An 18,885-nucleotide genomic window follows, 5' to 3' on the forward strand; every position below is an offset into this window, starting at 1 on the left:
ATCAGTATTTCTCATCGTAAATTTAAAAGGATTCTTTTGTTTTTGGTCAATATATCTATAGATGTTTTTACCCATGAAAATGAGGAGGATGTTAATGACAAAGAAATGAAAATTGCACGTTTCCAAGGTGAACATGTAGCTAAGATAGCAAAGAAGATAGTGGTCTCATAGCTTAAAAAGCCAGGAAAATTGGGTTAACCCATTTCCTGGCTTTTAGATTTTTTATTCTATTTTCTACCTTCCTATAATTCAAATAATTCTTTTATTTTTTCAACTACTCCATTTTCTTCATTGCTTTTAGCTATGTTTTTTGCAATTTCTTTTAGTTTAGGATGAGCATTTTCCATGGCATAACTATGCTCTCCACTTTCCAGTAACTCCACATCATTTAAATAATCTCCAAAAACTAAAGTTTCTTTAGGAGTTATACCTAATATCCCCTGTAATTTTCTCATAGCATTTCCTTTATTGGCATCTAAATTAGAAATATCCAGCCAGACTCCCCCAGAAACAGTGATTTTATATCTATCTTCAAACTCTTTAAAATATTTATAACTATTTTCTTCTGAATTCTTAAAATCACATAGAGCAATTTTTAAAAAATCATCTTCTACTTCCTCTAAAGAATTAACTATCTCAAACTTTTCATAATATGGCTTAACTTCCTCTATAAATTTAGAGTCATTTGATTCTATGTAAGCACTGTTTTTTCCGCATAATACGATATTTACACCATCTATTTTTCTCGCAAGTTCTATAAATTCAAAAGTTTTCTTCCTCTCCAGAGTATTTATATGTAAAATTTCACCTTTATAAGCTACAAAACTTCCATTTTCTGCAATAAAATAAATATCATCTTTTATATCTTCAAATTTTTTAACCAAATTATAATATTGCCTTCCACTGGCACAAGCAAAAGTAATATTTTTTGCTCTGAGTTTTTCCCAAACTTCCCAAAATTCAGGATTTATTTCATGTTTACTATTTAATAAAGTCCCATCCATGTCAGTTGCTATTAATTTTATCAAAATATTTCCTCCTAGAAATTTATCCTTTAAATGTTGTGCATAAGGTATTATAACTGATTTTTCTAAATATATTCAACGATAATATAGAGTAAGTTCTATTCATACAAAGGTTAAAAAAGTTAACTTGAAATAAAAATATACATTACAGAGGATCAAATATAATTATTAATCACATAAAAAAAGAGATCCCTATTGGAACCCCTATCTATAAACTCTATTCCCAAACTCCCCCTTTTTAGTAAAGAGGAAAAAAGAGATGAGGTATCTACCCTCTTATAATTTCTATCTTATATCCATCGGGATCTGTAACAAAATAATATCTTGGTTTTTCCCCAGGTAATCCCTTAAGGTCAGTTACTTCCAGCCCCATATTTTTATGGAACTCATGGGATTTTTCCAAGTCAGTTACAGTCAATGCAAAATGACTGAATCCATTTCCCATCTCATAGGGTTTTTCAGTGTTATAATTATATGTTAACTCTATTTCAAAATTTCTGTTTTTATCACTTAAATATACCAAAGTAAATTCATACTCCGAATAGTCCAGTCTGTTTACTTCCTCCAAAGATAGTGCTTTTTTATAAAATTCCAGTGATTTATCCAAATCCATTACTCTGATACATCCATGTTCTAATTTATAGTTCATCTATTCTCCTCCAATTACTTGCTTTTATCCCGAAATTTTACTATAACTTTATGAATTTTACAAGTAAAACAGCAGTGAAGTTTTTGTTTTTATACACGATTTATAACTCCTTATAGATAATTTCAAATGCTTTATCACCTTTTTTATATCCTGTTCTTGGATTATCAAATTTTTTCTCCAAGATTTGTAAATTACTTATCTTTGAAAACTTTAGGAGCATCCAGTCATGATGTTTTTTAGAAGCGTGCTCTCCTTTTATCTGAAAACAACGTAATGTTTGATCCCCCTTAGTTGATATACCGCAGGCATGGGGCTCTACAACCCTGTCTAAAGTATCATAGGTCAATGATATCAATCTTTTCTCTTCTATAGCTTTTACTATTAAATTCTTCATCTTCCCTCCTATTTATATCTTTACCTTTAATAACATATTCCGTGTTCCCACTCCAAGTATACAACAAAATATTAGAAATCCCTTTCAATAAAAAAAACAATGAATCCAAATGGATTCCCTGTTCTTAGTCTTTGATATTTAATGCATTAATTAAGTGATTTATCAGTAATATTAAATGTAACTGCTGTTCCCTTTCAATTAAGTTTTTAAAATTTTGTTTATTCATATGAGTTAGTGAATACTTACTCGCTTTATCAATTGAAGAATTTTTATAAGTAATAGACATAATGTTTACATCATTTTCTTTAACAATATCTATCAATCTCAACCCAAACTGATTCTCTCCCGAATTAGATATAATTATTAAATTATACCCTTTTAACTCATAGAATAACTCGATATCCATAACGAATGAAACATGATATCCCAATTTTAATAATTGTCTGAACAGATATTGGCCGCTAATAGAACTGGCTCCCCTTCCAAAAACACATATAGGTTTATTTTTTTTTATCTCTCTTGAAATTTCTCTGATTTCAGAAATATTTCTAGTATTCAATTTATTATCGTTGTAACCTTGAGCATATTTTTGATTCAATTTTAATAAAATTTTCAACTCTCCAAACCCATCTACACCTATTTTTTTACAAAAACGATTGATGGTAGCAGTTGAACAGTAGCACTCCTGTGCCAACTCATGAGAGGTTAAAGAAGTTATATTATTGTTTGAAATATAATCAAAAATTATATTATCTTGCTCTGTAAACGCTTTTTTACTTATATTTTCTAATATATTTTTCGCCATATATCTACTCCATAAAAATTATTTTATAACTTATTTGGTAACATAATACACTAAATAAGAAAAAATGGCTATAGTAAAATACTCATAGCCATTTTAAAATTATATTTCCATTCCTAATTGTTCTCTAATCAATAATTTATAATCTTTTGCATCTCCACCATAGATCGATTGAATCTGCATTCCAGATTCTGTAACTCCCATGGCTGCAAGTTCTTCAGTAATAGTTTCTTTTTTTACAATACTCTTATCCTTAACATCTATACGTAATCTTGTTATACAGGCATCTACATCAACAATATTGTCTTTTCCTCCGTGAACTTCAATCAATTTTAAAGCTCTTTCTTTCTTTTCATTACTTTTACTTCCACCTTTAGCTGAACTCTGTGCCTTTATCCCATATTTTTCTCTGGCATCTTTTTTAGATGCTAATCCTGTCATTTCTTCAGATCTTCCTGGTGTCTTATAATTAAATTTTAAAATCATATATTTAAAGATAAAGAAATATAGTAAAAAGTATAACGGGCCAATCCATAAAACACCAAACCAACCTACACGAGATGAGTTTAATACATTATATAAAATAAAGTTAATCAGGCCTGCACCTTGTATACCAAAGGCTACTGTATTAGTTATATACATTACGAAAAATGCTGTTCCTGCTAAAAAAGCATGAATCAAATATAAAACTGGTGCAACAAATAAAAATGTAAATTCAAGTGGTTCAGTTATTCCTGTTAAAATTGACGCTATTGATGCCGCAATCAACACTGCTTTTGTTTTTGTTCTATGCTGTAAAAATGAAGTCTTATACATAGCAAAAGCTGCTCCTGTCAGTCCAAATATTTTAACTATAAACTGACCAGCGTAAAATTGAGTCATTCCCCTTGTAAACGGGGCCCCTGCATTTTCTAATACTCCTGCAAATACATTTACAAAACCATAATAAGTGGTTCCATTAATTGTAGCTGATCCACCTAATTCAGTAAATTTCATCATTGAGTTAAGAGCATGATGTAAACCAAATGGTATTAACAACCTCTCTATCATTCCATAGAAGAAAGCTCCAAAAGCTCCTAAAGATGTTAAAAATATAGATATTTGAGTTATCATTCCAGCTATACTTGGCCAAACTAATGCACATACAATTCCTGCTAAAATACTATATAACATAACTATTAAAGGTACAAATCTAGGACCTTCAAAAAATGATAGTGCAGAGGGTAACTTTATATCAATAAAATGTTTTATTGAATAATATGCAAGGATTGAAATTATAATTCCTCCAAATACATTTACATCATACACTTGAATACCAAAAACTAATTTTTGCCCATGACTGGCTAAATCTTCAGATACTAACAACCCACGCCCTTTTAATACAAAGTTCATTACATTGATAAATACAAAGTAACCAAGACCAGCAGATAAACCGGCTGTTCCTTTTTCCCTTTTACTCAGTCCAACTGCTAAACCAATTGCAAATATAATTGGTAAGTTTGAAAATACAGCTCCCCCTGTAACTTTAAATAACCCAAAAATAAATGCCATTATTGGTGTTCCTAAAAACGGCACTACCCTTACTAATTCGTTCCCTGTAAAACCATTACCTATTCCTAAAATAATTCCTGCAAATGGTAGTATGGCAACTGGAACCAAAAACGCCCGGCCAAACTTCTCCAACTTTCCTATTATTATTTTTTTCATCTTACCCCCTTTAAAATATTAACCTTGTAGTTTTTTTATTATTTAATTCATTGGTTGAATTTAAATTATATAATGAATTTTTTAACTCTCCTATTCCTATAGCTAAAATATTTGCTTTTAACAATGCATCTACCCCTGCCTGGCTATCCTCTATTCCAACAACTTCTTCTCTTTTCAATCCAATTTTTTCCATTGCATCCAAAAAGATATCCGGTTCTGGTTTTCCATTTTTAACTACACTTGGATCCGCTATATAATCTATATATCCCAATAAATTCAGCTTTTTTAGTATATAAGGTGCATTTCTACTGGCTGAAGCAACAGCTATTTTCTTACCTCTCTTTTTTAAATTTATCATAAAGTCTTTTATCCCTGGCAGGATCGAAGTTTCATCAACTTCCTCCAGATATTTTAAATATAATTCATTTTTTTCTAAAAGAATACTCTTAAATTCCTCTTCATTTAAAACAATATTTTTTAAAGCTAATATTTTTTCTAATGATTCTTCACGACTTACCCCTTTAAGGCTTTCATTAAACTCTTCATCCATCTCGATTCCAAGATTTTTAGCAACATGCTTCCATGCAAAATAGTGATATCTAGCAGTATCTGCTATAACTCCATCTAGATCAAATAAAATTCCTTTTATCTCTGCTAACTCCACCTCTATGGCTTCAAATACTTCTTTAATTTCAATTACACCTTGAGCTTTTAATTTCTCTTTTAGTTCAGGTAAAGCATTTGTCATAACATACCCTTGATCAGCCAGTAAAATCATCTCTTCATCATTTACGCTGTCTCCTATGGCTATCACACTATTTTCATTAAAGTGTTTTTTTATCGTCTCCCCCTTAGATATATCTTTTTTTACAATTTCTAAAGATTTATTATCTACACAGAAAAAGTTATATTTATTTTCACTTTTTTTTTCAATTATCTTTGTTATTTGAGATAATGGCATCTCATTAAATAATTGTCTTACAACTATTTTTCTGATGTTAAAATTTTCCATCTTTTTAGTTACTATCATCTCAGTACCTAATATTTTGGGTATAAAATCATGCTCTTCCTGGGATGAAAACACTCTATTTTTTCCATCTTGTGCCTCAAATTTTATACCATTATGTAATAATATATCCAAAACATCTTGATCTAAGTCTACTTTTATTATCTGATCATCTTTTTTTACAACCATTCCGTTCAATCCTATAGTCAGATTAGATTTCAGACTATGTTGTTTTTCTAAAAAGTCAATCTCAACTTCAGATCTACCACTGGCAATCCCAAATTTATTTCCTGAATTTTGTAATTTTTTCAATGCTTCAACATCATCTTTTGTAAAATTATAGTTTGGTTTTTTTAGCAGTGTACCATCTAAATCAATATAAAATATCTTCATAAATTCCCCTCTATTATTGCTTCATAAGAAGCTATATTCTCGCCATCGTTATTTTTTGTTCTCAATAAAATATTAGTTAAATCAATTTTTTTATTTTTGTTCGAATTATTAAATGTAACTTTAATATATTTATCATTCTTTTTAATTGTATATATAATCATGTCTTTACAAGTTTCATACTCTAATTTTCCAAAGCTGATAACATCATTATATTCTTTCCTTATCTCTATACAACTTTTATAAAATTTACTTACTTGCAAATTATTTTCCCAATCAATCAATTGTCTTGCATTGTCCCGTGACCAGGCTCTAATATCACTAAAAACTTTATTTTTATTTTCAGCCTGTGACCTTAAGTTATATATATTTTGCGATCGAACATCCTTGTATTTTTCAATTGAATTAAAGTTACAATTCAGTGTCCCGCATTCATCACCATTATATATTATAGGTGTTCCCCTACCTATTAAAGTAAATACTCCTATGATCTTGCCAGTATTTTCTCCATCATCATCTAACATATACCTCGATGCAGCCCTTGGCAGATCATGGGATCCCCAAAATAAAGTCGGCCAATATTCTTGATTTTGCTGCCACTGTAAATAAACCTTTATTATTTCTTCAAAATTACTCTTTAAAGTCCTGTAGTTTTTTCCCCTTCCCATATGGTTATTGGCAAATTCTAAAACTAAATCTAAATTTTCTTGATATTTCTCTCCTAATTTAAAATCTATCCCCTCAGCCTGTCCAATTAAAATAATATTTCTACGATATTTTTTAGAGAAATATTCCCTCATCTCTTTTATATATTCAAAGGTATCTGGCATATTTTGATAATAAATTTCTGCATGATCTGTATCCTTATCTAAATTAACCTTTGAAAGTTTATTTACAACGTCTAGCCTAAATCCATCTATCCCTATATCCAGCCAATGACCCATAGCAGAATATATTTCTTTTCTAACACCTTCATTCTGCCAATTTAAATCCGGCTGTTCTTTAGAATATAAATGCAGGTAATACTGCTTTCTTTTCTTTGAATACTCCCATACTGATCCAGTATTTTTTTTACTGATCCAATTGTTTGGCTCTTTTCCATCTCTAGGGTCTCTCCAAATATAAAAATCTTTATAAAATAAATCTTTATTTTCTGATTTAATAAACCATTCATGTAAATTACTAGTATGATTTGGAACAAAATCTAAAATTATTTTGATATTTAAACTATGAGCTTTTTCTATAAGTACTTTTAAAATTTCTTCATCTCCATGAATAGGATCAATTTTATAGTAGTTTGATACATCATAACCACTATCTTTTTGAGGCGATTTAAATATGGGAGTTATCCAGATAGTATTTATTCCTAATTCAGATAAATATGGTAATCTATTAATAACATCTATTAATTTCCCTTCTTTTTTCTCTGAAATACACTTAGGAAATATTTCATATATTATTAAATCTTTATTCATAACCCCTCCTTAATCCAAAAGGGTCTACCCCTCTAAAAGTATCCTCTCCTTTAATCTTCTTCATAATACAATCTATAGTTCCTTTTGTATCGTTGTATCCATTAATAACTGTCTTAATCATAGGTGCATCATAGTCATGAAACGGATTAGATAAAGATATCAACATCGTATTCACTTCATTTATAAACCATGGAGCATCTACCCCATTAAAAGCATTGTATTCCATTTTAATAGATGTTCTATTTGAAAGAACCTTTACATTAACTAAATAGATAACCAAATCATATTTTTCCTTGAATTTTTTAACAGATAATTTTAAATCTTCCATCTCATTACAGCCCGTTCCTCTATATTTTTTTACACTCACATCTACATTCTCTTTTTTTAATAGATCTATAAAATATTCTACCTCTATATCTTTTTTGTTCTTTGTTCTTGTTATAGGAATTAATAAAATTTTCTTACCTGTAAATTTAATAGGCAATAATTTTTGAGAATCTTTTAATAGGGTAATAGAATTACCAATAATATTATTAAATACTTCACTCCCCTCTTCCTTTAACTCCTTACTAATAGAATTTTCTTTTATTTTTCCTTCTAAAATATCATATTTTATTTTTAAACTTAGGATTTTCTTTACTTTCTCATCTATCTCTTTAAGTAATATTTTTCCTTCATCATAACCTTCTTTAATATACTCAAAATCTTCATTTCCATCACGGGAAAATAAAATCATGTCCACACCTGAATTTAAAGATCTTATAATTGCTTCTTTACGGGAATGGTAACTGGTATAACCAGCCATCAATGTGGAATCAGTCATGATCAACCCATCATAACCCAACTCCTCCTTTAAAAGTTTTTTTATAATATATTTTGATGTCGATGCAGGATGATATGATTCTTTTTCATTAAATTTAGAAACATATTTTGGCAGTGAAATATGACCTACCATAATAACTTCTGCTCCTAGGTCAATAAATTTACTATATACTTTTCCATAGGTCGATTTCCATTTTTCATAGTCTAAATCATTTACAGCTGTCAATAGATGCTGATCGGTATCGGAAACTCCGTCTCCAGGAAAGTGCTTAATTACAGGAATAACATCATTATCTAAAAATCCATTAAACTCATGTTCTCCATATTCAATAATTTTTTCTACACTATCTCCAAAACTTCTTGTATTCACCATAGGATTATTCATATTCATATTTATATCCACAATGGGAGAAAATGTCATATTTGCTCCTGCTAATTTACCGAATTCTCCGGAGATTTTTCCCAAATCATAAGCACTTTTTACCTCATCGCTTGCTACAACTTGTAGTGGTGTAACTCCATCAATACCGTCCAATATCATTCCCTTAGGACCACTTTCTAGATTAGCTGATATAAAAGATTGAATTTTAAATCTTGAATTATTCTTTCTTATTAGCTTTCCTAAATCACCTTCTGATAAAGGCCTAAACATTACCCCTCCAGGGGTAAATGAAAAATTTTCTTCACCTTCCTGCTTTAAAAATAAAAGCTGCCCAATCTTGTCCTCTATAGACATTGACTTAATAATATTTATTATTTTTATATTTTCTTTTTCTGAAATTTTAAAGTATTTCTTCATAACTCCACCTCGTTAAAATTATTATATCAACAATAAAATGTACGTGCTTTCATTTTAAATGTATGGTCATACATTCAGAAAAATATTCATTTAAGAAAAATCTTTAATAATTTCATAAAAAAACAGGGAATCCAAATGGATTCCCTGAGTTTTTTTCTTATCTAGATGCAACGTTAGGTTGCTTTTATTTAAATGCTTCTAAGTTTTCAGTTAATTTATCTAACTTATCTTGGTACTCTTTTTGTATTTTTCTTTCTCTTTCTAAGATATGAGCAGGTGCCTTAGAAGTAAATTTCTCATTAGATAATTTACCATTTACCTTAGCTAGGTCTTTTTCTACCTTAACCATTTGTGCTTCGATCTTCTTGATCTCAACCTCAGGATCTAATAATCCTGCTAGTGGTACATATAGTTCAGAATCTTCTACTACTCTGAATCCTGCACCTGTAGGTTTTTCAACATCTCCAAATTCTAAAGTTTCTAATTTAGCTAACTTAGTTAGGAATGTTTTATTGTTTTCTAAAGTTTTAAGTTCAGATTCATTACTTGTTCTTAAGATTGCCTTTACTTCCTTTGCAGGAGATATATTTATCTCAGCTCTTATGTTTCTAAGGGCAGAAACCACAGATTGTAAGTATTCGAAAGATGCTTCCGCTTCTTCATCTACTAAAGTTTCATTACAAGTAGGGAAAGATTCAAGCATGATTGTTTCACCTTTCGCTCCTAATTTTTGCCAGATTTCTTCTGAAATAAATGGCATAAATGGATGTAATAATCTTAATCCTTCTTCTAATACTGTCCATAATACATATTGAGCAGTTTTCTTAGATTTCTCATCTTCACTGTTATATAGTCTAGTCTTAGCTAACTCAACATACCAGTCACAGAAGTCTCCTCTTAAGAATTCATATGCTCCCTTAGCAGCTTCATCTAATGTGAAACTATCTAAGTTTTCATTTACTTTTTTAGAAGCTTTATTTAATTTAGAGAAGATCCACTTATCTACTAATTCTAACTCTAATTCATCTTTATTTACACTGTTGATATCGAAATCTTCTAAGTTCATCAATACGAATCTAGATACATTCCATATTTTATTTGAGAAGTTTCTTCCCATCTCTAATAATTTTTCAGAGAAATGTACATCCTGTCCTTGAGATGTGTTGTAGATCATAGTAAATCTGATAGCATCTGCACCATATCTATCTATTAATTCTAGTGTATCAGGAGAGTTTCCTAATGACTTAGACATCTTTCTTCCTTGCTCATCTCTAACTATTCCATGTAAGAATACATTCTCAAATGGGATTTCCTTCATCTCATACATTCCTGCCATTACCATTCTAGCAACCCAGAAGAATAAGATATCTGCTCCTGTTACCAATGTATTTGTCGGGTAGAATCTTTCTAAATCTTTATTTTCAGGTAATCCTAATGTTGAGAAAGGCCATAGAGCAGATGAGAACCAAGTATCTAATACATCTGTTTCTTGAACTAATTCAACTTCTTTTCCGTAGTGTGCAAGAGCCTGAGCTGCTGCATCTTCATCAGATTTAGCTACGAATAAGTGGTTATCAGGTCCGTAGTATGCAGGTATTCTATGTCCCCACCAGATCTGTCTAGAGATACACCAGTCTCTTATATTTTCTAACCAGTTGTAGTAAACTTTTTCCCATCTTTTTGGCATGATCTTAACGTCACCATTATAAACTACTTCTAATGCGTCTTTAGCCAATGACTCCATCTTAACGAACCATTGATTAGATATTCTAGATTCTATATTTGTGTTACATCTATAACATCCACCGACTTTATTGTCATAATCCTCTATTTTTTCCATGAATCCTTGCTCTTCTAGATCAGCAACGATAGCAACTCTTGCCTCTTCACGGGTCATACCTTCATATTTTCCAGTAAGAGCGTTCATCTTAGCATCAGGAGTAAATATATTCATAATCTCTAAGTTATGTCTTTTTCCGATCTCAAAGTCATTAGGGTCATGAGCTGGAGTCATCTTCACTACACCAGTTCCAAATTCCATATCTACATAATCGTCAGCTATAATTGGAACTTCTTTTCCTGTAAGAGGAAGAATTACCGTTTTACCTATTAGATCTTTATATCTCTCATCATTAGGGTTTACAGCTACTCCTGTATCTCCTATCATCGTTTCTGGTCTAGTAGTTGCTACTACAAACTCCATATCAGAATCTTTTACAGGATACTTTATATGCCACATATGACCTTTGTGCTCACTGTGATCTACTTCATCGTCAGCTAAAGCAGTTCCACATTGTGGACACCAGTTTACCATATATTCACCTTGATAAATTAATCCATCATTATATAGTTTTACAAATATATCTTTTACAGATTCAGAACAACCTTCATCCATTGTAAATCTTTCTTTTTCCCAGTCAAGAGACGCTCCTAATCTTCTTAATTGATTAGTGATTATCCCACCATATTCATTCTTCCATTCCCAAACTTTTTCGATAAACTTATCTCTTCCAAGGTCATCTCTAGTTAGGTTATCTTCTGCTAATTTTCTCTCTACTCTGTTTTGAGTAGCGATTCCTGCATGGTCTGTTCCCGGCATCCAAAGAGTGTTGTATCCACTCATTCTTTTCCATCTAATAATAGTATCTTGGATACTGTTATTTAGAACATGTCCCATATGTAATACACCTGTAACATTTGGTGGTGGCATAACTATAGTATAGTTAGGTTTTTCATCGTCCATTGTTGCTCTAAAATACTTATTTTCTTCCCATGTTTTGTACCATTTACTTTCTATCTCCGTCGGAGAATATATCTTGTCTAATTCCGTCATAACTGACCTCCTAAGTTTATTTTACAAAAAAATAGTAGCTATTTAATTCAAAATAGCTACTTTAATCTCTTTATATTATTCAAGGGTTTTATAAAAATTCAAAACCATAGCTATCACCTATATCAATTTGATTAAAATGTGATTAACTTTGACCTCTACTCTTTTCATAAATGTATTTCCTCCCTCTAAATTTATTCATAAATGTTACCATTAATTTTAACTTTTGTCAATTTTAAATAGACACCTTTTAACAGTAGATGACTATATAATTATACTTTAAATTTATTTTTTTTAGTATAAATTTTAAAATCATTTAAAAAATGATATATTATATTATATCTTAAATATATAGGAGGTTTTGGATTTTATCCAAATTAAAATATAATTATGAAAAAACTTACAATAATAGACATAGCTAAATTAGCAGGAGTAGGTAAATCTACTGTTTCTAGAGTTATAAACAATGATAAAAAAGTCAGCCAAGAAACCAAGGAAAGAGTATTAGAAGTTATAAAAGAAAATAATTATAAACCTTCCCAAAGTGCTCAAAATATGAGATCAAAAAAAAATAAAGTCATAGGAATTATAAATACCCGTCTAGAGTCAAAATCAGAGACAAAAGTAATTAAAAATATATTAAATACACTATACGAAGATAATTATGATGCTATTATTTTAGAAAGTTTATTTTCTCAAGAAAAAACAGTAGAACATATTGAGGTATTAAAAAATAAAAATATTGCCGGGATCATAATTTTTGCTATAAGTACTCTAGAATATAATTTTTTAAAGAAATTAAAAATACCAATTATCATGGTAGCGAAAAAAGTAGACGGTTTTACCAGTATTGCCTATGATGATTATGGGGCAATAGAATCTATATTAAACTACCTCATTAAAAATAGCTATAAAAATATAGCTTATATAGGAGTGGATAATAAGGATATCACTACAGGATTTCAACGATACTCTGCTTATCGGGATTATACAATCAAATATAATAAAGAAAACATCTCTTATTTTGGTGATTTTTCATATAATAGCGGATATAACTTAGCAAAACAATTATTTTTAGAAGAAAAACAAGTAGATTCTATAGTCTGTGCCAGTGATAGTATAGCACTAGGAGTTAAAAAATATTTAGATAAACACCAAATAAAAGAAGTTTTAGTTACAGGTGTAGGAAATGATCCACTGATCAAATTTTTATACGATGACTATATCTCTATAAGTTTTGGATATGATGAAATAGGAAATTTAGCAGGAAAAGCTATATTAGATAAAATAAATAAAAAAGATGTCAAAGATATTATCATAGATGGAAATATAACCTTATAATAAAAAATATAGCTATTTCACAGGAAAAGAGATTTTAAGAAATCTCTTTTTTGTATTAATTTAATTTAATTTGACTTCTTATGGAATATAATGTATATTTTTATTAATCAGTGGGAACGTTCCCACGAAAATGTTAGGAGGTTGTTGATTTATATGAATAAGATAAATAAAGAAGAGATCAAAGATTTGATTGAATTAGTTGGTGGGAAAGATAATATCTCTGGTGTTACACATTGTATTACAAGGATGAGATTTGCTTTAAAAGATGAGAATAAAGCAGATGTTGATTCAATAAAAAAATTAAAGTCAGTAAAAGGTTGCTTTACTAGTGCAGGTCAATTCCAAGTAATAATTGGACCTGGAGTAGATATGTTTTATAAAGAATTTATAATGACTGCAAAATTAGGCTCTATGGATAAAGCTGAGGTTAAACAAGCTGCTAAGGGGAATATGAAGTTATTAGAAAGAATTATCTCGAACTTAGCCGAAATATTTGTACCCCTTTTACCTGCCATCATAACCGGAGGATTAATCTTAGGTTTTAGAAATATTATTGGTGACATAAAGATGTTTGATGGGAAAACATTGGTTGAAATAAGTCAGTTTTGGGCAGGTGCAAACTCATTTTTATGGTTGATTGGAGAAGCGATCTTTCATTTCTTACCAGTAGGAATTACCTGGTCTGTAGTAAAGAAAATGGGGGGAACACCAATTCTCGGTATTGTTTTAGGGATTACATTGGTGTCACCACAGTTAATGAATGCCTATCTTATCGGTTCTCAAGTGCCAGATGTATGGAACTTTGGATTTTTTAATATTCCAAAAGTCGGTTATCAAGCTCAAGTAATACCAGCAATGTTAGCAGGAGTATCACTTGCATGGATTGAAAACAAGATGAAAAAAATAACACCAGTCTCTATCCAAATGATATTGGTTCCATTTGTAGCATTATTAGGAGCAGTAATCTTAGCCCATACTATAATCGGACCAATAGGTAGATCTTTAGGAGATGGAGTAGCGTTTTTAGCTAAAGCAGCATTAACAGGACCATTTGCTGTTATAGGGTCTTCATTATTTGGATTTATTTACGGACCATTAGTGATAACGGGAATTCATCATACAACAAACGCAGTCGACCTCCAGCTAGTTCAAAATTTAGGAGGAACAATGTTGTGGCCATTAATCGCCCTATCAAATATTGCTCAAGGTTCGGCTGTGTTAGGTATTATTTTGGCTAATAAAAAAAATAAAGAAGAAAGGGAAGTATCTATACCTGCAGTAATATCAGCCTATTTAGGTGTAACAGAACCTGCAATGTACGGTATCAACCTCAAATACAAGTTTCCAATGTTATGTGCTATGGTTGGTTCAGCTTGTGCAGCAATTATAGCAGGACTTTTTGGAGTGATGTCCAACGGTATAGGTATTGGAGGTATTCCAGGAATATTATCTATTAAACCACAATATTGGGCTGTTTATCTCATATGTATCTTAGTAGCTATAGTTGTTCCTGTAGTCTTAACTATGATAATTTACAAGAGAAAATTAGCTAAAAACGATCCATTATTAAATATAAATTAAAAACCAATTTAGAGGAGTTATAGTATGAGTTTTAAAGATAAAGTAGTTTACCAAATCTATCCAAAGAGTTTTAATTGTACAACAAATAAAACTCACGGAGATTTAAACGGTGTTATAGAAAAATTAGATTACCTAAAAGAATTAGGAGTAGAATATATATGGTTAACTCCTATATACCCTTCTCCAATGAATGATAATGGTTACGATGTTGCAGATTACACAAATATAAATCCTGACTTTGGAACTATGGAAGATTTTGATATATTAGTAGAGGAAGCAAATAAAAGAGGGATAAAGTTGATGTTAGATATGGTATTTAACCATACTTCTACAGATCATATTTGGTTTCAAAAAGCATTACAAGGAGAAAAAAAATATCAAGATTATTATATTTTTAAAGATAATAACAACTCCAATACTCCTCCTACAAATTGGACATCAAAGTTTGGTGGGAATGCATGGGAATATATAGAAACTTTAGATAAATACTACCTCCATTTATTCGATAAAACTCAAGCAGATCTCAATTGGGAAAACCCAGAATTGAGGGAAGAGATCTATAAAGTTGCAAATTTTTGGTTAGAAAAAGGTGTAAAAGGATTTCGATTAGATGTAATAAACTTAATTAGTAAACCTGAAAAATATGAGGATGATCTCATAGGAGATGGTAGAAGATTTTATACTGATGGAACTAAGATCCATCAATACTTGAAAGAATTAAATGAAAACACTTTTGGGAGATATAATGATGTTATTACTGTAGGAGAGATGAGTTCTACTACACTAGAAAACTGTATAAAATACAGTGATCCAAAAGAAAAAGAGCTGTCTATGACATTTAGTTTTCATCATCTAAAAGTAGATTATAAAGATAACGATAAATGGTCATTAAAAGATTTTGACTTTTTAGAATTAAAAGACCTTTTATCTACTTGGCAGGTTGAGATGGATAAAAACAATGGTTATAATGCATTATTTTGGTGTAACCATGATCAACCTAGAGCTGTCTCAAGATTTGGTAACGACAAAAAATATAGATTAGAATCTGCAAAAATGTTAGCTTCTACACTACACATGATGAAAGGAACTCCGTATATCTACCAAGGTGAAGAGATTGGGATGACCAATGCAAAATATGACAACATAGAATTATACAGTGATGTCGAATCATTAAATTATTATGAAATTTTAAAATCACAAGGAAAGACTACAGAGGAAACACTCCACATATTAAATCAACGTTCTAGAGATAATTCTAGAACTCCTGTACAGTGGAATGATGGCCTTAATGGTGGATTTAGTGAAGCTAAACCTTGGTTATCGTGTATAAAAAATTATAAAGAAATAAATGCTGAAAAATCATTAAAAGATAAAAATTCAATTTTTTATTACTACAAGAAATTAATACAATTAAGAAAAGATTATGAAATAATATCTAATGGTAGCTTCGATAGATTTTTAGAAAACCATAAATCGATATTTGGATATAAAAGAAAATTAAACACTGAAGAATTAATTTGTTTAAATAATTTTTATGAAGAAGAAATTGAGATAGAAATTGAGGAATTAGAAAAATATGATATTTTAATTTCAAATTATAAAAATACTAATTTCAAACAAAATATCGTGAAATTAAGGGCTTATGAATCAATAACATTATATAAAAAATAATACACTTTTCCCTAGAAATTTAAAGATTTCTAGGGAATTTTTTTTAAGTATAATTACTTCTTTTTTAAATTTGTTCCCTTGTCAGAAAAATAAATATCTCCTAATATCTTGATATTTTTATCTTCAACAACTATATTAGCATTGGTTATTTGAGGATAGATCTCTTTATATTTATTCTCGTTTATTTTAACTTTAATAGGCTTCATATCTGTAAAATCCAGTGGAATCAACAAATCTTTTTTTATGACCTTATCAAGCTTCAAAAATTCTAATCCTACAATGTCAAATTTAGCTAATTTAAGGGCTAATTGACCAGTTTTATCATCTATTACAGGCTCTAATTCTCCCCTTAAAGCAGCGCTTATAGTAGAACCATTTAAGTTCACATCAATTTTACCAGTAATGTCGATTCCTTCTTTTTTTAAACTAACGACCATATCTTTCACAGTATATTCAATCAAAGTCTTTTGATCTAAAATTTTAGCCTCTTTTTTTGTAGTTATGGGCCCAGTAGCTTTAATAAAAGAGTTGATAGTTTCCTCTGATATCTGGATATTTATATCTTTTGTAAAAGTTGTTGTTGCTAAAACAGTAAAAATATAAATTAATAATAATACTTTTTTCATAATTTTATTAAACCTCCTTATTTGTATTCTATAATATTAACATTAAAAGAAGAAGAATTGAATAAATAAAAAAACCTCCTAAAAACTATTAGTTCATAGAAGATATTTTTAAAGGACTTAGGCTTTCTTATTTCTTTTTTTCATATAAGGAATCATAAATAGTATTCCTATTATAACTATATTCAGACTACTCATGGCTGCACTCTCTAAAAATAATTTATTGGTATACAGATTATAGTTTACAACTGACGATAATGGAAGATATCTTCCCAGCTGCATGGTATAGGTTATAGTAAACTCTGCATAGATAACAGCAAAGATCTGCAGGTAGGTTCCTGTCAGAACTTCCTTTAAAATTGGGAACTCCACATAGATAAAGGTCTGGAATTTATTTGCTCCATCAATACTACTGGCTTCCAATATATCTAATCTAAATTTCTTTATATATTGATACATAAATGAATAAGCCAGGGGAACCGTAGTCAGAAAAAATCCTCCTATAAGTAAAAGTATATAGGGAATATCATAGATGATATTTGTATAGACCAGGGTTATTCCCAAAAATCCACTAGAGATTCCAAAGGTAGAAAATATTATATATGTACTAAATTTACCGGATAATTTCAACAATAGATAGGTAAATATCACCACTATAAAAGCTGTTACCATAGCTATCATCCCTGAGTTTATAATAGATTCTACCACTGGGTATTTTTTATTGAAGGCAGGTGAAAGAATATCTATAAAGGCCCTAAAAGAGAACCTCTTATCATAATAGTTGTAGAAGGAAAAAACTAAATTTATTCCCACAATCCCAAATTCAAAGAGAATAAACAGGTAACTATATACCTTTGTAATCAGAGATACTTCTCCAACTTTTTCATCCTCTTCCAGTTCATACCCGGTAATCTTCTCACCGATAATATTCACCCCAGTCAAAATTATAAACTGAACTATCCCCAGAGCAAACATCCTAGAAAAATCAGCACTTCCCATAAGGGAATTTACTATCTCTACTTCCAGAGTGGAAAATTTTAATCCTCCTAAAGATAATACTATCCCGAAAGAGGTAAATGAATAGGTAAACACCAGGAAAAAACCTCTGAATATCTGAGGTAAGATAAGAGGCAGTTTTATCCTTGTAAAAATAACCCACTTACTTGCCCCGCACTCCAAACCAGCTTCTATTACTTCATTGGGGATCCTCTTCAACCCTAGAGACAGATATTTGACAAATATCGGTGCATTATAAAATACATTTGCAATCAAGATAGCTTTCAAACTATATAAGATTCCCAAATTCTTTAATAAAGGCAGGTTGAATACCAATGAAAATGTTATTACTGTAGATATTACAGGAAAAAAGAAGGGGATAAATATAGTCCCCTCCAATAGAGTGCTAAGTAATCCCCTTCTATAAGTTACATAATATGCAGGAAGGATGGCTGCAATAAAAGCTAAAATTGAAGATAGAATCCCCTGCTTAAAGGACATAAAGATGAGATCCAAAGTTTCTCTATCCATAATTCCTATTAAGTCTTCTACATGGAAGAAATCCCTTCCAAATATATAGATAGGAAATATCCATAATATCAGATACCCTATATTCAAAATTCTAGCTTTTTTCATCTTTTTTCTCCCTCACTTTTTTACTATTTTTACTACCTTTTTCTGACGCAGACTAAAATCTGACTTTTGAAGTTTCTAGTCGTCCAGCTTATACCATAAACACCTTACGAGTTTCGTCGACCCTACTATGTCCGTCAG

The 18,885-nt window shown here is 30.1% G+C and carries 15 protein-coding genes; 4 read left to right on the plus strand and 11 right to left on the minus strand.

All coding sequences use genetic code 11. From position 1 onward, the window contains the following. Positions 1-36 precede the first annotated feature (36 nt). A complete protein-coding gene (locus K337_RS20375; RefSeq protein ID WP_281168330.1) occupies positions 37-171 on the plus strand; it encodes a hypothetical protein in 135 nt (44 codons plus the stop codon). A gap of 71 nt (positions 172-242) precedes the next feature. Here K337_RS20375 and K337_RS0109200 read toward each other — a convergent pair whose 3' ends face one another. The 9 genes from K337_RS0109200 to K337_RS0109240 form a co-directional block, all read right to left on the minus strand. Further along, entirely contained in the window at positions 243-1,028 is a 786-nt protein-coding gene (locus tag K337_RS0109200; protein WP_028856348.1) for an HAD family hydrolase, read from the minus strand. A gap of 265 nt (positions 1,029-1,293) precedes the next feature. Further along, on the minus strand, positions 1,294-1,674 hold the full coding sequence (gene gloA / locus K337_RS0109205) for a lactoylglutathione lyase (RefSeq protein WP_028856349.1): 381 nt from the start codon (positions 1,672-1,674) through the stop codon (positions 1,294-1,296). Between the two features lie 100 nt (positions 1,675-1,774). Next, positions 1,775-2,068 (minus strand): WYL domain-containing protein, encoded by a 294-nt coding sequence (locus K337_RS0109210; RefSeq protein WP_028856350.1) that lies wholly within the window; start codon positions 2,066-2,068, stop codon positions 1,775-1,777. Between the two features lie 124 nt (positions 2,069-2,192). Further along, positions 2,193-2,873 carry a MurR/RpiR family transcriptional regulator gene (locus K337_RS0109215; protein ID WP_028856351.1) on the minus strand — a complete coding sequence of 227 codons (681 nt, stop codon included), beginning with the start codon at positions 2,871-2,873 and terminating at the stop codon, positions 2,193-2,195. 99 nt (positions 2,874-2,972) lie between these two features. Next, positions 2,973-4,577, minus strand: coding sequence for a PTS transporter subunit EIIC (locus K337_RS0109220; protein ID WP_028856352.1), 1,605 nt, complete (start codon positions 4,575-4,577; stop codon positions 2,973-2,975). Between the two features lie 10 nt (positions 4,578-4,587). After that, the gene (gene pgmB, locus K337_RS20265; protein ID WP_245584877.1) at positions 4,588-5,976 is read right to left on the minus strand and encodes a beta-phosphoglucomutase; all 1,389 of its coding nucleotides are present in this window, start codon (positions 5,974-5,976) and stop codon (positions 4,588-4,590) included. Continuing rightward, positions 5,973-7,448: an alpha-amylase family glycosyl hydrolase gene (locus K337_RS0109230; RefSeq protein WP_028856354.1), complete on the minus strand. Its 1,476-nt coding sequence runs from the start codon at positions 7,446-7,448 to the stop codon at positions 5,973-5,975. The genes pgmB and K337_RS0109230 overlap by 4 nt, the downstream gene beginning before the upstream one ends. Continuing rightward, the gene (locus K337_RS0109235; RefSeq protein WP_028856355.1) at positions 7,441-9,069 is read right to left on the minus strand and encodes a glycoside hydrolase family 3 N-terminal domain-containing protein; all 1,629 of its coding nucleotides are present in this window, start codon (positions 9,067-9,069) and stop codon (positions 7,441-7,443) included. Before K337_RS0109235 ends, K337_RS0109230 begins: the two co-directional genes overlap by 8 nt. 184 nt (positions 9,070-9,253) lie before the next feature. After that, the gene (locus K337_RS0109240; RefSeq protein WP_028856356.1) at positions 9,254-11,902 is read right to left on the minus strand and encodes a valine--tRNA ligase; all 2,649 of its coding nucleotides are present in this window, start codon (positions 11,900-11,902) and stop codon (positions 9,254-9,256) included. 387 nt (positions 11,903-12,289) lie between these two features. Between K337_RS0109240 and K337_RS18130 the strand changes: the two genes are divergently transcribed. From K337_RS18130 to treC, 3 genes are all read left to right on the plus strand, one after another. Continuing rightward, a complete protein-coding gene (locus tag K337_RS18130; RefSeq protein WP_051251695.1) occupies positions 12,290-13,240 on the plus strand; it encodes a LacI family DNA-binding transcriptional regulator in 951 nt (316 codons plus the stop codon). A 153-nt stretch (positions 13,241-13,393) separates the two neighbouring features. Then, a complete protein-coding gene (gene treB, locus K337_RS0109250) occupies positions 13,394-14,821 on the plus strand; it encodes a PTS trehalose transporter subunit IIBC (protein WP_028856357.1) in 1,428 nt (475 codons plus the stop codon). Between the two features lie 24 nt (positions 14,822-14,845). Further along, positions 14,846-16,492, plus strand: coding sequence for an alpha,alpha-phosphotrehalase (treC, locus tag K337_RS0109255; RefSeq protein ID WP_028856358.1), 1,647 nt, complete (start codon positions 14,846-14,848; stop codon positions 16,490-16,492). 53 nt (positions 16,493-16,545) lie between these two features. Here treC and K337_RS0109260 read toward each other — a convergent pair whose 3' ends face one another. Next, complete coding sequence (locus K337_RS0109260) at positions 16,546-17,118, minus strand: hypothetical protein (protein ID WP_028856359.1); 573 nt, start codon at positions 17,116-17,118, stop codon at positions 16,546-16,548. Positions 17,119-17,235: 117 nt separating this feature from the next. After that, entirely contained in the window at positions 17,236-18,747 is a 1,512-nt protein-coding gene (locus tag K337_RS0109265; protein ID WP_028856360.1) for an ABC transporter permease, read from the minus strand. Between the last annotated feature and the right edge of the window lie 138 nt (positions 18,748-18,885).

The sequence above is a fragment of the Psychrilyobacter atlanticus DSM 19335 genome (genome assembly GCF_000426625.1).
GTDB classification, from domain to species: Bacteria; Fusobacteriota; Fusobacteriia; order Fusobacteriales; family Fusobacteriaceae; genus Psychrilyobacter; species Psychrilyobacter atlanticus.